Origin of the sequence: Amycolatopsis sp. NPDC088138 (assembly GCF_044741685.1) — a bacterium.
Taxonomy (GTDB): Bacteria; Actinomycetota; Actinomycetes; order Mycobacteriales; family Pseudonocardiaceae; genus Amycolatopsis.
Genome location: NZ_JBIUTB010000009.1, coordinates 22,778 through 38,645, shown reverse-complemented (window position 1 = coordinate 38,645; position 15,868 = coordinate 22,778). Strand labels below are relative to the sequence as shown.

13 protein-coding genes are annotated in these 15,868 nt (G+C 72.8%); 7 read left to right on the top strand and 6 right to left on the bottom strand.

Features of this window, described 5'->3' with window-relative positions; translation table 11 throughout:
* Window positions 1–10: 10 nt before the first annotated feature.
* Window positions 11–1,993, bottom strand: a complete 1,983-nt coding sequence (locus tag ACIOD2_RS44590) for an amino acid transporter (protein ID WP_400551652.1) — start codon at window positions 1,991–1,993, stop codon at window positions 11–13.
* Window positions 1,994–2,505: 512 nt separating this feature from the next.
* Here ACIOD2_RS44590 and ACIOD2_RS44585 point away from each other — a divergent pair.
* Window positions 2,506–5,583, top strand: a complete 3,078-nt coding sequence (locus ACIOD2_RS44585; RefSeq protein ID WP_400551651.1) for an ATP-binding protein — start codon at window positions 2,506–2,508, stop codon at window positions 5,581–5,583.
* A gap of 212 nt (window positions 5,584–5,795) precedes the next feature.
* Here the strand turns inward: ACIOD2_RS44585 and ACIOD2_RS44580 are convergent, their stop codons facing one another.
* A complete protein-coding gene (locus ACIOD2_RS44580) occupies window positions 5,796–6,560 on the bottom strand; it encodes an ABC transporter permease (RefSeq protein ID WP_400551650.1) in 765 nt (254 codons plus the stop codon).
* Window positions 6,557–7,507 (bottom strand): ATP-binding cassette domain-containing protein, encoded by a 951-nt coding sequence (locus ACIOD2_RS44575; RefSeq protein ID WP_400551649.1) that lies wholly within the window; start codon window positions 7,505–7,507, stop codon window positions 6,557–6,559. Before ACIOD2_RS44575 ends, ACIOD2_RS44580 begins: the two co-directional genes overlap by 4 nt.
* A 354-nt stretch (window positions 7,508–7,861) precedes the next feature.
* On the opposite strand from ACIOD2_RS44575, the gene ACIOD2_RS44570 reads away from it, so the two are divergent.
* Window positions 7,862–8,065 carry a hypothetical protein gene (locus ACIOD2_RS44570; protein ID WP_400551648.1) on the top strand — a complete coding sequence of 68 codons (204 nt, stop codon included), beginning with the start codon at window positions 7,862–7,864 and terminating at the stop codon, window positions 8,063–8,065.
* Window positions 8,066–8,069: 4 nt separating this feature from the next.
* Here ACIOD2_RS44570 and ACIOD2_RS44565 read toward each other — a convergent pair whose 3' ends face one another.
* Window positions 8,070–8,693 carry a TetR/AcrR family transcriptional regulator gene (locus ACIOD2_RS44565; protein ID WP_400551647.1) on the bottom strand — a complete coding sequence of 208 codons (624 nt, stop codon included), beginning with the start codon at window positions 8,691–8,693 and terminating at the stop codon, window positions 8,070–8,072.
* 90 nt (window positions 8,694–8,783) lie between these two features.
* Here ACIOD2_RS44565 and ACIOD2_RS44560 point away from each other — a divergent pair, with 90 nt between their 5' ends.
* Genes ACIOD2_RS44560 through ACIOD2_RS44545 form a run of 4 tightly spaced genes read left to right on the top strand, consistent with a single transcriptional unit; the run spans window position 8,784 to window position 13,095 of the window.
* Window positions 8,784–10,301, top strand: coding sequence for an FAD-dependent oxidoreductase (locus ACIOD2_RS44560; RefSeq protein WP_400551646.1), 1,518 nt, complete (start codon window positions 8,784–8,786; stop codon window positions 10,299–10,301).
* 39 nt (window positions 10,302–10,340) lie between these two features.
* The gene (gene map, locus ACIOD2_RS44555; RefSeq protein ID WP_400551645.1) at window positions 10,341–11,132 is read left to right on the top strand and encodes a type I methionyl aminopeptidase; all 792 of its coding nucleotides are present in this window, start codon (window positions 10,341–10,343) and stop codon (window positions 11,130–11,132) included.
* A 53-nt stretch (window positions 11,133–11,185) separates the two neighbouring features.
* Complete coding sequence (locus tag ACIOD2_RS44550; RefSeq protein ID WP_400551644.1) at window positions 11,186–12,064, top strand: cyclase family protein; 879 nt, start codon at window positions 11,186–11,188, stop codon at window positions 12,062–12,064.
* Window positions 12,065–12,075: 11 nt separating this feature from the next.
* On the top strand, window positions 12,076–13,095 hold the full coding sequence (locus tag ACIOD2_RS44545) for an aldo/keto reductase (RefSeq protein WP_400551643.1): 1,020 nt from the start codon (window positions 12,076–12,078) through the stop codon (window positions 13,093–13,095).
* A gap of 7 nt (window positions 13,096–13,102) precedes the next feature.
* On the opposite strand, the gene asnB is transcribed toward ACIOD2_RS44545, so the two are convergent.
* Complete coding sequence (gene asnB / locus ACIOD2_RS44540) at window positions 13,103–14,626, bottom strand: asparagine synthase (glutamine-hydrolyzing) (RefSeq protein ID WP_400551642.1); 1,524 nt, start codon at window positions 14,624–14,626, stop codon at window positions 13,103–13,105.
* Window positions 14,627–14,704: 78 nt separating this feature from the next.
* Between asnB and ACIOD2_RS44535 the strand changes: the two genes are divergently transcribed.
* Window positions 14,705–15,457: an IclR family transcriptional regulator gene (locus ACIOD2_RS44535; protein WP_400551641.1), complete on the top strand. Its 753-nt coding sequence runs from the start codon at window positions 14,705–14,707 to the stop codon at window positions 15,455–15,457.
* 130 nt (window positions 15,458–15,587) lie between these two features.
* Here the strand turns inward: ACIOD2_RS44535 and ACIOD2_RS44530 are convergent, their stop codons facing one another.
* On the bottom strand, window positions 15,588–15,866 hold the full coding sequence (locus ACIOD2_RS44530; protein ID WP_400551640.1) for a DUF6881 domain-containing protein: 279 nt from the start codon (window positions 15,864–15,866) through the stop codon (window positions 15,588–15,590).
* Between the last annotated feature and the right edge of the window lie 2 nt (window positions 15,867–15,868).

Below are 15,868 nucleotides of genomic sequence, written 5' to 3'. Positions count from 1 at the left end.
CCCCGTCGGGTCAGCCGCCCACGTGGATGCCGGGCCGCTGGGCCGGGTCGTCCTCGGTGGTGCGCAGGATCTCCCGGACGACCGGCGCGGTGTCGCCGCGGCCGAGGATCAGGTAGCGGAACAGGTGCCCGAGCGGGTTGCCCTCCGACCACTCGAAGTGGCACTGCGGCCGCACGCCCGTCGCGTCCCGCAGCGCCAGCAGCACGGCCGCGATCGCGTTGGGCGCCGCCGGGCTGTCCGCGCGCAGGATCCGGTAGCCGTCGACCTCCACGCCCCGCACCTGCAGCACGTTGCTGAACTCGGACGGGTCGACGACGTCGATCTCGAGGAAGAGCGTGTCCGCGTTGCCGGGCACCGGGTTCATCCGCCGCTGCTCGGCCTCCTTGGCCGAGTACTCCGCGAAGTCACCACCCTGACGCCGGTTGGCGATGATGTTCAGGGCGCCGTCGTAGGCCAGCGAGTCGGTGACGAACCGGCGGGCCTGCTCGTCGAACTCGATCCGCTCGGCGCGCAGCTCGGTCGTGCGGGACACCCGCGAAACCAGCGACACCACGACGATGCCGAGGATGAACAGGCCCGAGATGGCCAGGCCGTCCGGCTTCTCGCGGACGTTCTCGACCAGCGCGTAGAGCAGCACCAGCGTCAGCACGGCGAAACCGATCGTGCCGGCGACCTGCTTGCGGCGCAGCGACGAGATGGTGACCGCGACGGCCCCGGAGACCATCATCGCCAGGATCCCGGTCGCGTACGCGCCGGCCTGGGCGTTGACGTCGGCGCCGAACGCGACCGTGATCAGCACGCTGATCACGGTGTAGACCAGCACGACGGGCCGGACGGCGCGGCCCCACTCCGGCGCCATGCCGTAGGAGGGCAGGTACCGCGGCACGATGTTGATCAGCCCGGCCATCGCCGACGCGCCGGCGAACCACAGGATCAGCACGCTGGAGACGTCGTAGACCGTGCCGAACGCCTCGCCGAGCTCCTGGTGGGCGAGGTAGGCCATGGCGCGCCCGTTCGCTTCCCCGCCCTCCTTGAACTGGTCGGCGGGGATCAGGACGGTCGTGATGAAGCTCGTGGCGATCAGGTACACCGACATGATCAGCGCGGCGACGGTCAGCAGCTTGCGGGTGTTGCGGATGCGCGACTCGAGCCGCTCCTCGTCGGACTTCCCGTCGGCCGCGACCAGCGGCATCATGCTGACCCCGGTCTCGAAGCCCGACATGCCGAGCACGAGCAGCGGGAACGCGACCACGGCCGGCCCCACGATGCCGCCGAAGCCGCCGCCGCCCGAGGTGAGCGCGTCCGTCCAGCGGGACAGCGCGGCGGCGTCCGAGAAGAGGTCGACGCCGGCCACGACCACGACGACGGCGTTGAGCAGCAGGAAGACGGCCACCAGCGGGATGGCCACGCCGACGGCCTCGCTGAAGCCCATCAGGAAGACGCCGCCGAGGATCAGCAGCAGCACGACCGTGATCAGCACGGCGTGCCCGTGCAGGAAGCCGGGCAGGTACGGGTTTTCCAGCAGGTGCACGGAGGCGTCCGCCGAGGACAGGGTGATCGTGATGATCCACGACGTCGCCACGAACCCCAGCAGCACCAGCACGAAGATCTTGCCGCGCCAGAACGGCAGCAGGTCCTCCAGCATCGCCACCGACCCCTGCCCGCGCGGGCTTTCCCGGGCGACGCGCCGGTACATCGGCAGCATCCCGAGCAGCGTCAGCGCGACGATCAGCAAGGTCGCCAGCGGCGACAGCGCGCCCGCGGCCAGCGCGGCGATCCCCGGCAGGTAGGACAGGGTGGAGAAGTAGTCGACGCCGGTCAGGCACATGACCTTCCACCAGGCCTGCGGCGTGGCGTGGTCCTCGGCCGCCTCCGGTCCCGCGGGCGACACCCGGTGCTCGAGCAGCCACCGCACGGCCCGGCCGGACGGCGGTTTCGCCTGTACTGGGCTGTCCACGACAGCCGGAACCACGAATTCAGGTGCGGTGCTCAAGCTACGACTCCCCGATCGACTCCCGTGCTGCACTCCCGGGCGCAAGGATGCCCGACCGGCACGGGACCGCCCGACCCGGGCCCGGCCGCACCCGTCCTGGTCCGGCGCGGGACACGGATGGCCTGATGCCCGTGACCGCCGAGCCGGCGTGCGGTGCGGACCGGCTGGTCGCCGACCGACGGCCCACGGCCGAGCGCGCACCCGGGTCCCGCCCGGGCGCACTGCCAGCCCCGCGGCGTGCGGCGCGGACCGGCTGGCGGCCGCGCGAACGACCCGGACAAGGCCTCGTAGGTCCTCGCCGCGCCGACCGGCTGCCCACGGCCGAGCGCTCACCCGGATCCCGGCCGGGCGCACTGCCAGCCCCGCGGCCTGCGGCGCGGACCGGCGGGTGGCCGAGCGGCGGCCGAGCGAACGACCCGGACAAGGCCTCGCAGGTCCTCGCCGCGCGGACCCGGGCGCGGCTCGGCCCGGAAGACCCGTACACCGCCCCGGCCCCCGATAGCCTGATGTCCGTGACCGTCGAGCTGGCCCTGCTGTCCGGGGTCTCCTTCCGCGGCCGGGCGCTGACCGGGTCCCGGCCGGGCGCGCTGCTGGCCCTGCTCGCGGCCGACCTGCGCGCGGGGTGCGGCGCCGACCGGCTGGTCGCCGAGCTGTGGCCGGACGAGCGGCCCGAGCACCCGGCCAAGGCGTTGCAGGTTCTCGTCTCGCGGACCCGGGCGCGGCTCGGCCCGGACGTCATCGTGAACACCCCCACCGGCTATCGCCTCGCGCTGCGCGACGAACAGGTCGACACCTCCGCCGTCCTGCTTCACGCGGCAGCGAGCGACCGAGCCCTCCGCGACGGCGACCACGCGAGCGCCCTCGGCCACGCCGAAGCCGGGCTCGCGCTCTACGGCGGGCCCGTGGACACCGCCGCCGACGACCCGCTGTCCACCCTGCGGGCCGCTCGCGCCACGACGTACCGGAGCCTGACCCGTTCCCAGGGGCTCGCGCTGGCCCGGCTCGGCCGGTACGCCGACGCCGCCGTCCCACTCGCGAAAGTCCGGCCGCCGGACGAGGAAGTCCTGCTGGAGCTGCTGCGCTGCGAGACCACCACCGCCGGGCCGGCCGCGGCCCTGAAGCACTACGAGGACTACCGGCGAACCCTGCGCGACGAACTCGGCAGCGACCCCGGACCCGCGCTGCGGGCGTTGCACCGCGAACTGCTGCTCGCCGACACCCCCGCGCAGCGCCACGGCGTCCGCCACGAGCCGAACCCGCTGCTGGGCCGGGACCGGGACATCGCCGCGGTGACCGCGCTGCTGCGCACCTCGCGGGTCGTGTCGATCGCCGGCCCCGGCGGTCTCGGGAAGACCCGGCTCGCGCACGCCGTCGGCCGCCAGGCCGACCAGCGGGTCGTGCACTTCATCGAGCTGGCCGGGCTCACCGCGGACGGCGACGTCGCGGCGGCGGTCGCGGCCGAGTTCGGCGTGAGCGGCGCCGCGGCGCTCGCCGACGTCGCCGAGGCCCTCGGCCCGAACCCCGTGCTGCTAATCCTGGACAACTGCGAGCACGTCGTGCGGGGTGCGGCGGACCTCGCGCACGGCCTGGTTTCGCTGAGCGGCGAGCTGCGGGTGCTGACCACCAGCCGGGCCCCGCTCGGCCTGTCGTCCGAAGCGGTCTATCCGCTCCCGGAGCTGGATCTCCCGACGGCCGCCGAGCTGTTCACCCAGCGCGCCCGCGCGGCCCGGCCCGGCGCCGACCTGCCGGCGGAGGCCGTCCGGACCCTCTGCGAGCGCCTGGACGGGCTGCCGCTCGCGGTCGAGCTGGCCGCGGCCCGGATCCGGACCCTGTCCGTCACCGAGATCGGCGAGCGGCTGGCGGACCGGTTCACTGTGCTGCGCGGGGCCGCCCGGGACGCCCCCGGCCGGCACCGGACGCTGCACGCCGTCATCGACTGGAGCTGGCACCTGCTCGACGGCACCGGCCAGGCCGCGATGCGCGCGCTTTCGGCGTTCCCCGGTGGCTTCACGGCCGGCGCCGCCCGCCACCTGCTCGGTGACGACGGCGTGCTCGAGCAGCTCGTCGACCAGTCGCTGCTGAAACCGGCCGACGACGGTGCCGGCACCCGGTTCCGGATGCTGGAGACCGTGCGCGAGTTCAGCGGGGCGCGCCGCGACGAGATCGACGGCGAAACCGGCCGGGTGATCGGGTCTTTCCTGTCCTGGGCGCGGGATTTCGGGAAAACGCACCACGATTCGGTCGTCGGTCCCGACCTCGTGCAGGCCGTCGGGCGGATCCGGGTCGAAGAGGACAACCTGGCGCTGGCCCTGCACCACGGGCTCGAGCGCGAAGACGGGCCCGCCGTCGCCGCGATCGCGGCGGTCCTGGGCAGCCTGTGGGTCACCGAGTCGAACTTCACGCGGCTCACCGCGCTCGCCGAGGACACCGCGTGGCTGCTGTCGCACCACCGCCCGGCACCCGACCTCCTCGAGGCGACCCGCACCGCGGCCGTGCTGGGCGCGCTCATCAGCCTGCTCATGCGCACCGCGTCGGCCCGCCGCACCCTGGTCACCCTGCGCCGGCTGCCGTCCGCGCCGCCGGACGACCCGGTCCGGGCCATCCAGGCGGCGTTGTGCGTGCCGGATGATGCCGCGCTGCAACGACTCTGCGACAGCGACCGGCCGATCCTCGCGGGCATGGCGTGCTACATCGCCAGCTACGCCAGGGAAAGCGTCAACGATCTCGAAGGCGCGCTGCGGGCGGCCCGGCGGATGCTCGCGCGGCTCGAGCACGACGGCACGCCGCTGCCGGTGGCGCTCGCGCACGCCCGCGTCGGGGAGCTGTGCCTGCAGGTCGATCCCGGCGACGAGGCCCTGCGGCACATCGAAGTCGCGGTGTCCCTGCTCGAACAGCTCGGCGCGCGGTCGACGTCCACCCGGGCCCGCTGGGCGAAGGTGCTGGCCAACCTGCAGCGCGGCGCGTTCGACGAAGCCGAGCAGGGCCTGCAGCCGGGCGCCGAGGACGACGAGCCGATCGGGCTGCCCATGTTCGACGTCTGCTCCCGCGCCGAGATCCTGCTCAGCCGCGGTGACGTCGAGGGGGGCCTCCGCCTGTGGCGGCAGGCGGCCGACCACCTGCGGGCCATCCCCGGCGCGGGGCTCTGGAAGTGGGAGGTCCAGGCCGTCGCGGTGGTCACCCACGCCCGGCACGACCGGGCAGACCTCGTCGCGGACGTCGTCGCGGGCCTGACCGGTCCACTGTCCACAATGGTCACGACCGCGCCGGTCGTGGAGTTCCCCGCCTGCGGCTCGCTTTTGGTGGCACTGGCCGTTTCCGACCTCGGCCGCGGTGACACGGCCTCAGGTGCCCGGCTGGTCGCGCTCGCCGAGCGGTTCGGCCTGCAGCGCTCGTTCCAGCCGGCGATGTCGATCACGCGGCTGCGGGAGGTCGCGGAGCAGGCCGATCCGACCGCGTACGCCGAGGCTGTCTCGGCGTACGCGGATTTGGACCACAACGGCCTGCGCGCGGCGGCGTCGGCCGAGCTGGAATCGCGGGATCAGCGTGGGCGCCTGAACCGGACCCCCGCGATCAACGCGGATCCCGCCTGAACAACGCACGCGCCCAGAAGCAGCCCACCAGCGCCGGACCCACGCACCAACCGGCATGTCGACCACACGACTGCCGATCGTCGCCGAGCAAGCCCGCCCCTCCGCGTACGCCGAGGCGAACGCCAACCCAGACCACAACGGCCTGCGCGCCGCGGCTTCAGCCGAACTGGAATCGCGGGATCAGCGTGGGCGTCTGAACCGGACTCCCGCGATCAACGCGGATCCCGCTTGAACAACGCCCGCGCCCAGAAATAGCCCACCAGCGCCAACCCGACACACCAGCCCACCGCCACCAGGCCGTGCCCGGCGACCGGCGTGCCCAGCAGCAGGCCGCGCAGGGCGTCGATCACCGGGGTGAACGGCTCGTGCGCGGCGAACCAGCGGACCGCGCCCGACATCGCGTCCGGGGACACGAACGCGCTGCTGAGGAACGGCAGCAGCTGCACCGCGAACGTGAACGGCGCGGTGCCTTCGGCGGTCTTGGCGGCCAGCCCGACCGCGACGCCGAGCCAGGTGAGCGCGAGCGTGAGCAGGGCGAGGATCCCGAAGGCGCCCAGCCACCGCAGCGGGTCGCCGTCCGGCCGGAAGCCCAGCAGCACCGCGACCGCGACCACCAGCACCGCGCTGACCAGGGTCCGGACGGTCGAGCCGACGACGTGGCCGGTCAGCACCGACGCGCGGGAGATCGCCATCGTGCGGAACCGGGCGATGACCCCCGCGGTCATGTCCCGGTTGACCGCCATCGCCGTCGTCGTGGCGCCGTACCCCACGGTCATCAGCAGGATCCCGGCGACGAGGTAGTCGATGTACCCACGGCCCTGCGCCGCCGGCCCGAGCCCGGCGGTCAGCGCCCCGCCGAACACCCCGACGAACAGCAGCAGGAGCACCACCGGCAGGGCGATCGTCATGACCATCGCCCCCGGGTTGCGCAGCGTGTGGCGGAAGTTGCGCCGCACCATGGTCGTCGCGTCGCTCATCGGGCGGTCTCCTTCGTGGTGGTGTGGCCGGTGAGGGCGAAGAAGACGTCGTCGAGGTCGGGGGTGTGCACGGACAGCTCTTCGGGGTCGATCCCGGCCTCTTCCAGGCGGTCCAGCACGGCCCGCAGCGCGCGGACACCGCCGTCGCCCGGCACCTGGAGGGTGCCGGTCTCGTCGTCGCGGCGCCCTTCGCCGAACGCGCGCGCGGCCGCGTCCAGGTCGGCGGCGTCACGGAACTGCAGGCGCACGTGACCACCGGGGACACTCCGCTTGAGCTCCTTCGCGGTCCCGGCCGCGACGATCTCGCCGTGGTCGAGGACGGCGATCCGGTCGGCCAGCTCGTCGGCCTCGTCCAGGTACTGCGTGGTCAGGAAGATCGTGACGCCGCCGGCCACCAGCTCCCGGATGATCTGCCACATCGTGCGGCGGCTGCGCGGGTCGAGCCCGGTCGTCGGCTCGTCGAGGAAGATCACCCGCGGGTCGCCCACCAGCGTCATCGCCAGGTCGAGCCGCCGCCGCATGCCCCCGGAGTAGGTCGACGCGAGCCTCCCGGACGCGTCAGTGAGGTCGAACCGGCCGAGCAGCCCGGCGACGCGCTGCCGTCCTTCGGCCCGGCCGAGGTGGTGCAGATCCGCCATCAGGACCAGGTTCTCCTCGCCGGTCAGCAGGTCGTCCACCGCCGAGAACTGGCCGGTGACGCCGATCGCCGCCCGCACGGCGTCCGGCTCGGCGGCGAGGTCGTGCCCGGCGATCCGGGCCTGCCCGCCGTCGGGGTGGATCAGCGTGGAGAGGATCCGGACCGCGGTGGTCTTCCCGGCCCCGTTCGGCCCCAGCAGGGCGAACGTCGACCCGGCCGGCACGTCCAGATCGATGCCGTCGAGCACGACGTGGTCCCCGAACGACTTCCGCAGCCCGGTGACCGCGATCGCGGGTGCGACGCTGTCCATGTGCCTCCTTTTGCCCGCGTGACCTGGCCGGTCACGACAGGAGGAGGATGCGGGGCGCGGGATTCACGACGGTTTCACCGCGGTTTCCGCCGATTTCCGGCGTGACTTCGCGTGCCGCCCGGCGCGAACGCCGGTCCGGCCGGTACACTGGCCGTAGCCGGGAGCGCCGACGTGCGGTCGAGCCCCGGAAACCTGTACTTCTGCTTCACCGGCCCCGCTGCTCACAGCCGTGGCCGTTCCGTCCAGCTCGAGGGACCCGGTCCCGGCTGGCGGTCTCACCGAAACCAGCTTCGGCGGCGTGCAGCCGCCCTCAGCGGTTTCCCACGAAAGGATCTTCCCATCAGCAATTCCACGGTGGACAGCTCGTTGTTCAGCCACCCCGTCGTCGAGCAGCCCGGCCCCGAGGCGCTCGCCACCCCGCAGCACAACCGGTACGGCGGCCTGTTCCTCCAGCCGTTCTACACCCCGGAGTCCATGGCCGACGAAGAGTTCGAGCCCGCTCCGCAGCAACGCTCCCGCAAGGCCCACGACCCGTCCGGGCGCCGCGGCCGCCGCTGACCTCCTACCGTTCACTGTGGACGGTGGCGGCCGATTCGTTGTGCCGCACCAGAGGCAGGAAGAGGTCGTCCACGATCGCCTGGATGCGCGCTTGCTCCGGGGGTTCCAGGTCCATCAGCAAGTCGTGGCGCACCAGGTCGAACGGCATGGCCAGGACCACCGCTGGGATGTCCGCTAGATCGATCTCGCCTCGGTCGTGAGCGCGCTGGTAGAGGGCCCGCGGGAGCGGCTGATCGCCCATGACCTTGTCACGCACCTGCGCCGGGGTCAGGCCGGTGCCGGCCAGCAGCCCCGAGAAGGCGGCGGCCGCCGCGATGGCGAAAAACCCGGCCAGTGCCTCGCTCACCGCCGTCAGCTGGGCGATCAGGTCGCCGCGCAGCGTGCCCGTGTCGGGAAACGTGACCGGGTGGGCGCCGCGGTGGTGCTCGAACGCGGCGAACACCAGCTGGTCCTTGTTGGCCCACCGCCGGTAGAGCACGGCCTCGCTGGTGCGCGCGCGTACCGAGATCGACTCCATCGTCAGGCGGGCGTAGCCGGCCTCGACCAGCTCGTCCCAGCCGGCCGCGAGCAGCTCGGACTCCAGCTGCTTGCCGTGCCGCCGCCGGCGGACGGGTTCCTCGGTGCCCACCCGGCTCACGATAGAAAGCCTTTCCTTTCTTGGCAAGAGCGCCTACCGTGAGATAGGAAGTGATTCCTATCTTGCGCCGGGGTGGAGACGATGACCGAGACGACAAGACCCGTGCTGATCGCCGGTGCCGGCCCGACCGGGCTGACGCTGGCCTGCGAACTCGCCCGTGCCGGCGTCCCCTTCCGCCTGGTCGAGGCCGCCCCCGGCCCGCAGCCCGGCTCGCGCGGCAAGGGCGTCCAGCCGCGCACCCTCGAGGTGTTCGACGATCTCGGCGTCGTCAGCCGGGTGCTCGCCCACGGCCGGATGGCCATGCCGATGCGGTCGACCGCCCCCGGCGGCCAGGTGACTCTGGGCGGCGGCCACACGCCCGAAAGCCGCCCTGACGTCCCGTATCCGGCCAGCCTGATCACGCCCGAATGGCGGGTCGAGGAAGCACTGCGGCTGCGGCTGGCGGAACTCGGCGGCGCGGTCGAGTTCGGCACCACGCTCGAGCGCTTCGAGCAGTCGGACGACGGCGTGTCGGCGGTGCTCGTCAAGGACGGCGAAACCGAGACGGTCACCGCGCGCTGGCTGGTCGGCTGCGACGGCGGCCACAGCGTCGTCCGCAAGCAGGCCGGCATCGCGTTCGAGGGCGAGACCCGCGACGCGGTGCGGATGATCGTCGCCGACGTCGAGGTCGACGGCCTCGATCGCGACGCCTGGCACATGTGGCGGCACCCCGAAGGTCTGGTCAACCTCTGCCCGCTGCCCTCCACCAGCGCCTTCCAGTTCCAGGCGAGCATCGCGCCGGGCCAGGATCCCGGCCTCGGCCTCGCGAACATGCAGGCGGTCCTCGAGCGGCGCAGCGGCCGTACCGACATCCGCCTCCACGAGCCGGAGTGGTCGTCGTTGTGGCGCGCCAACATCCGCCTCGCCGGCCGCTACCGCGCGGGCCGGGTCTTCCTCGCCGGCGACGCCGCGCACATCCACTCCCCCGCCGGCGGCCAGGGGATGAACACGGGCATCCAGGACGCGCACAACCTGGGCTGGAAACTCGCGGCCGTCGCGAACGGCGCGTCGCCGGCGCTGCTCGACACCTACGAGGCCGAGCGGCGGCCCGTCGCCGCCGACGTGCTCGCACTCTCGAACGCGCGCCTCGCGCAGGCGATCGAGCAGAAGGGCATCCCGGTCCGCCGCGACGCGAGCACGACGCAGCTCGCCGTGGGCTATCGCGGCTCCACCTTGGCTCGCGACGACCGTGACGACACCGCCGTGCTCCGCGCCGGTGACCGCGCGCCCGACGCGACCGGGCTGACGACGACGGACGGTGAACGACGGCTGTTCGACCTGACGCGCGGCGGGCAGTTCACCTTGCTGAACTTCGGGACCGCGGCCCCGCCGCCGGGCATCCGGACGCTCCGCGTCGTCGAACGACCGGCCGGGCCCGGCGATGTCGCCGACACCGGCGGCCACCTCGCCCGTGCGTACGGCGCGGCCGAGGGCACCCTCGTGCTGATCCGCCCCGACGGCTACGTCGCACTCGTCTCCGACGCCGGCGACGTCCCGGCCGTGGCGGCGTACCTCACGGAGATCGGCTGGGCTTCGGTCACCGAGAGCGTGTTACGGTGACGGTATAACTATACCGGTACCAAGGTAGTGAGGGTATTCGTGATCGAACTGAAGACGCCTGCGGAGATCGAGCGCATGCACGTGGCCGGCCGTTTTGTCGCCGAGGTGCTCACCGAGGTCGGCCGGCTCGCCGACGTCGGCGTCAACCTGATGGACCTGGAGCACCACGCGCGCGGCATGATCAAGCGGCGCGGGGCGGAGTCGTGCTACTGGGACTACGCGCCGTCCTTCGGCGAGGGCCCGTTCCGCAACGTCATCTGCCTCTCGGTCAACGACGCGGTGCTGCACGGCCTCCCCCACGACTACGTCCTGCGCGACGGGGACGTGGTCACCGCGGACCTCGCCGTCGGCATCGACGGCTGGGTGGCCGACTCGGCGCGCACCGTCATCGTCGGCACCGCCGCCGAAGAGGACCTGCGGATCATCCGGGCCACCGAGGAAGCGCTGGAGGCGGCGATCGACGCGGCGCGCCCCGGCAACCGCCTCGGCGACATCTCGGCGGCGATCTACGCGGTGGCCTGCGAGTACGGCTACCCCGTCAACACCGAGTTCGGCGGGCACGGCATCGGCCGCACCATGCACGAGGACATCCACGTCTCCAACAAGGGCCAGGCGGGCCGCGGGATGAAGCTCCGGCCGGGCCTGACCCTCGCGCTCGAACCGTGGTTCGCCCGCACGACCGACAAGATCGTCTACGACGAGGACGGCTGGACCATCCGGTCGGCCGACGGCTCGCGCACGGCCCACTCCGAGCACACGGTCGCCATCACCGAGGACGCCCCGCTGGTGCTCACCCGGCGCGCCGAGGAGGCCCCGCCGACGCGCGCCTGACCGTCCACAAGGGACGCCGAGTACGGTGGGCCCGGACGAGAGGGGCCCACCACATGGCCGAGCCGACCGACGCCGACCTGCCGGACAACTGGGGACGGTGGGGAGCCGACGACGAGCTCGGCACCCTCAACCTCATCACCGGCGAGGTGCGCGCGAAAGCCGCCGAAGAGGTGCGGACGGCCCAGTGGGTGTCGCTGGCCCTGCCGATCACGCCCAACCCGATGGTCAGCGGCCCGTTCGCGCCGACGACGGTGGACGTCTCCCCGGTGCAGCACATGATGTCGCACACCGGGATGGGCGTGGCCGCCGACCTGATGTTCGTCACGAACCACCACGCGAAGTCGACGCACCTCGACGCGCTGGCGCACTGGTCGACCGACGACGAGGTCTACCCGGGCCGCCCGAGGGCGCAAACCGTGACTCCCGGCGGTGTCACGCACGCGTCGACCACGGCCTTCGCCGCCGGGATCGTGACGCGCGGGGTGCTGCTCGACCTGGCCGTCGACGGGCCGCTGCCCCCGGCGTACGCGGTGACGTCACAGGACTTCGAGGAAGCCGAGAAGCGCCAGGACGTCGAAGTGCGTTCCGGTGACGCGCTGGTGCTCCGGCTCGGCTGGCCGGCCACGCCGGTGCCCGGCACGGCGTCACCGGGGATCAGCCTCGACGCGGTGCGGTGGATGCACCGGCGCGGGGTCGCCCTGTGCGCTCCCGACCGGGGCGACGCGCAGCCGCCGCTGGACCCGGGCGGGCCGTCGCCGCTGCACGGGGTCGCCCTGGGCCGGCTGGCGATGCCGCTGATCGACGCGGTCGCGCTCGACGACCTCGCGGCGTTGTGCGCGGAGCTGGGGCGTTACAGCTTCCTGCTCACCGTCGCCCCGCCGCGTATCCACGGGATGACCGGGGTCCCGGTCAACCCCATCGCCCTGTTCTGAGGGGACTTCCGATGACACAGCTCGGCCGCAGCGGTATCGACGTGTTCCCGCTCGCCCTCGGCGGGAACACGTTCGGCTGGACCAGCGACGAGGCGACCTCGCACCAGGTGCTGGACGCCTTCGTCGCGGGCGGTGGCACCTTCGTCGACACCGCGGACGGCTATACCGCGTCAGTGCCGGGCAACTCCGGTGGCGAGTCGGAGACGATCATCGGCTCGTGGCTGGCCGCCCGCAAGAACCGCGACGCCGTCGTGATCGGTACCAAGGTGAGCACACATCCCCGGTTCAAGGGCCTGGCCGCGCCGAACGTCGCGGCGGCCGCGGACGCCTCGCTGACCCGGCTGGGGACCGACCGCATCGACGTCTACTACGCCCATTTCGACGACCCCAAGACACCGCTCGCCGAAACCGCCGCGGCGTTCGACGCGCTGCACCGGGCCGGCAAGATCCGCGCGGTGGCGCTGTCGAACTACACCGGCGCCCGGATCACCGAGTGGCTGGACATCGCGCGCCGCGAGGGTTTCGAGCCGCCGACCGTGCTGCAGCCGCACTACAACCTGGTGACGCGGCAGCCGTACGAGCGCGAGATCGTGCCCGTCCTCGAGGAGTCGGGCGTCGTCGCCGTGCCGTACTTCGCGCTGGCCAGCGGGTTCCTCACCGGCAAGTACCGCCGGATCGGCGGGTTCCGCAAGATCCAGCCCTACCTGTCGGTGGTGGGCGGTCTCCTGACCGGCAAGCACCGTCGCGACAAGCAGGAATTCGGCGGCGCGGCCCGCCGGATCCTCGCGAGCCGCTACTTCACCGCGGCCGGCTTGGCCGTCGTCGACGTGGTCGAGGAGATCGCGGCCGCCCGCGGCGTCGAGATGGCCACGGTGGCGATCGCCTGGCTGCGCGACCGCCCGGGTGTGGTCGCCCCGCTCGCCAGCGCCCGCACGGTGGAGCAGCTGCCCGCTTTGCTGGCCTCGGCGACGCTGGACCTCACCGTGGACGAGAAAGCCGCGCTGGACAAGGTTTCCGGCCAGCTCGGCTGACGGGGGCTCAGGCCATGGCGAACCGGGTCAGCACCGCGTCCGGGCGGACCTCCGGCAGCGCTCGTCGGAACGCGCGGTAGTACGCCAGTTCCTCTTTGGACCGCAGGCCGGTGGCCGGATCGCTGCCCTCGGTCAGTTCCGTGTCGCCGATGCGCTGGTTCCAGTACGGGGTCAGCAGGTCCGCGGCGCCGCTGCCGGTGCCGAACTCCAGCTTCGGCCGCCACAGCAGGTGATCCGGCAGCCAGCCGGTGAACGCGCGGCGAAGGTGGCCCTTCTCGAGGCCGTCGGCTTCGAGCGACTTCACGGTGTCCGGCAAGGACATCGCGTGGTCGACCACCCGGGCGTCCAGGAACGGAACGCGCGCCTCGAGTCCGTGGGCCATCGTGACGCGGTCGCAGCGCTGGAGGTTGAGGCCGTGGAGCAGCTCGATGGTGCGCCGCAGCTCGCGGTGCAGGGCCGCCGGGTCGCGGTGGAGTTCGTGGTAGTAGCCGTAGCCGGCGAAGAGCTCGTCCGCGCCTTCGCCGGTCAGCACCGCCTTGACGTGCTCTGAGGCCAGCTCGGCGAGGAACCAGTTCGGTACCGCGCTGCGGATCAGGCCGGCGTCGAACGACTCGACGGACGCGACGACGTCGTCGAGCGCGGCCACGGCCTGTCCCGCGTCGAAAACCGTTTCGTGGTGGTCGGTCCCCAGGAATGCCGCGACCTCGCGGGCCGCGAGCAGGTCGGCGGACCCGTCCACGCCGACGGCGAACGTCTTCAACCGGCGGCCTTCGCGGGTGTACTCGGCCGCGGCGACGGCGGCGACGATGCTGGAATCCAGTCCCCCGGAAAGGAAAACGCCGACCTCGACGTCGGCCATCAGGTGCCGCTGGACCGAGTCGACGAGCACGTCACGCGTCCGCTTTTCCAGTTCCGCCGTGGTGAAGCCGTCCTGGACGGGCGCGGAGGTGACGGCCGTCGCGAAGCGGACCAGGCCGTCGGACGGCGTCCACCAGCAGCCCGGCGGGAACATCTCCACCGCGTGCTGGACCTCGACCGGGAAGGCGCGCATCTCGGACGCGAAATAGTACAGGCCGCCGACCTCCGCCCAGTAGAGCGGCTTGATGCCGAGGCGGTCGCGGGCCGCGACGAACCGGCCGTCCGGCGTCGCCGCGCAGAGCGCCCACATCCCCTCCAGCCGGTCGAACGCCCAGGGCCCGCGTCCGGTCAGCAGCGCGAGGGCCGACTCGCTGTCCGAGGCCGTGGTGAAGTCGTGGCCGGGCAGGCTTTCGCGCAGGTCGGCGTCGTTGTAGATCTCGCCGTTGCAGACCAGCGACCACGGCCCGGGGTCGCCGAGGGGCTGCCGCCCGTTGGCGGGGCCGACGATCGACAGCCGGTTGTGCCCGAGCCACGCCTGCGCGCCCACGCACGCCTGGCCGGTGTCGTCGGGACCGCGGTGGGCCAGCCGGGTGAGCATGGTCCGGCCGGCGGCCACGACGTCGGAGGTGATCGCTTCCGGGGACGGGGTGTAGCACGCGACTATTCCGCACATGGCCCTCACGCTAGGTCGGCCCGTGCGAGGATCTCAACCGCAGTTGCGCTCCGCGCACGGCGGCCGGACACTGGGCCGATGGCGAACGACAGTCTGACCAGCGTGCACCGGGCCCTGGAGGTGCTGCGGGCACTCGGTTCCGGACCGTTGGGCGTCCAGGCGGTCGCCGAGGCGCTGGACGCCGAGAAGACGCAGATCTCGCGGACGCTGAAGGTGCTGCTCGAAGAGGGTTTCGCCGAGCGTGACCCGAAGTCCCTGGAGTACCGCCTCGGCTGGCGGCTGTACGCGCTGGCCGGCGCGGCCGGGGACAGCCGGCTCCGCCAGGACGCGCCCCGGGCGCTGCGCGCGCTGGTCCAGGAGCTGGGCGAGGCGGCGTACCTGACCGTCCGGGAGGGCGACGCGGCCCTGACCGTGCTGAGCGAACAGGCCGGCCGCAGCGTCCAGGCGCGCGAGTGGGTCGGCCGGGGCACGCCGCTGAGCTGCACGTCCAGCGGTCGGGCCCTGCTGTTCGGCCTGGCCGACGACGAGGTGGCCGCCCTGCTGAGGCTGCGGCCGGGCCGGCTGCCCGGCACCCGCCACGCCCCGCTGACCATCGCCGCCGTGCTGAAGCGGCTGCGCCAGGAACGCGCGGCGGGCCACGTGGTCGCGGCGGAGGAGCACGAGATCGGCCTCACCGCGGTGGCGGCCCCGGTACTGGACTTCCGCGGCGCGCCCCTGGCGGCGGTGAACGTCTCTGTGCCCACGTATCGGCTGACGCCGGAGGTGCTGGAGCGGATCGTGGAAGCGGTGACGGCTACGGCCGCGGAGCTCTCGGCAGGCGCTCGGCCCTGAGCCGACGCAGCGGCGGTCGTGTCCCGGGGCCGCCGGTGCTTGTCGTCGTGAGTGAGAAACAGGGTTGGAACACTGTTTCTCACTCACGACTCGCCGCGGCAGACTCCCCAGGCCGCGGCGGCCCCCGGTGTCAGTCCTTCGTCGCGCGAGCCCACAGCCGCTCGAACTCCGCGGCGTCGATCACCGTCGGTGTCAGCACATCCTGACCCGCGAGGTCCTCGAACGACGGCAGCGGCACTTCACTGAGCCCCGTGCGGCCCGTCGAGTGCCAGTCGTCGGCGTAGTGCAGGGTGCCGTCGGGGAAGGCCTCGACCTTGCGGACCTCCCAGCGGTCGTCGTCGAGTTCGCTGTAGATGTCCGCTGGGGCGTCGGCCGCGTCGTGGCGCCAGTGCACGTGCAGGTAGTCCATGT

Excerpts from the sequence above, each read along its gene's own strand:
- ACIOD2_RS44560 (WP_400551646.1), top strand. The coding sequence starts at position 8,784 with ATGACCGAGACGACAAGACCCGTGCTGATCGCCGGTGCCGGCCCGACC.
- ACIOD2_RS44575 (WP_400551649.1), bottom strand. The coding sequence starts at position 7,507 with ATGGACAGCGTCGCACCCGCGATCGCGGTCACCGGGCTGCGGAAGTCG.
- asnB (WP_400551642.1), bottom strand. The coding sequence starts at position 14,626 with ATGTGCGGAATAGTCGCGTGCTACACCCCGTCCCCGGAAGCGATCACC.
- ACIOD2_RS44550 (WP_400551644.1), top strand. The coding sequence starts at position 11,186 with ATGGCCGAGCCGACCGACGCCGACCTGCCGGACAACTGGGGACGGTGG.
- ACIOD2_RS44580 (WP_400551650.1), bottom strand. The coding sequence starts at position 6,560 with ATGAGCGACGCGACGACCATGGTGCGGCGCAACTTCCGCCACACGCTG.
- ACIOD2_RS44530 (WP_400551640.1), bottom strand. The coding sequence starts at position 15,866 with ATGGACTACCTGCACGTGCACTGGCGCCACGACGCGGCCGACGCCCCA.
- ACIOD2_RS44545 (WP_400551643.1), top strand. The coding sequence starts at position 12,076 with ATGACACAGCTCGGCCGCAGCGGTATCGACGTGTTCCCGCTCGCCCTC.
- ACIOD2_RS44535 (WP_400551641.1), top strand. The coding sequence starts at position 14,705 with ATGGCGAACGACAGTCTGACCAGCGTGCACCGGGCCCTGGAGGTGCTG.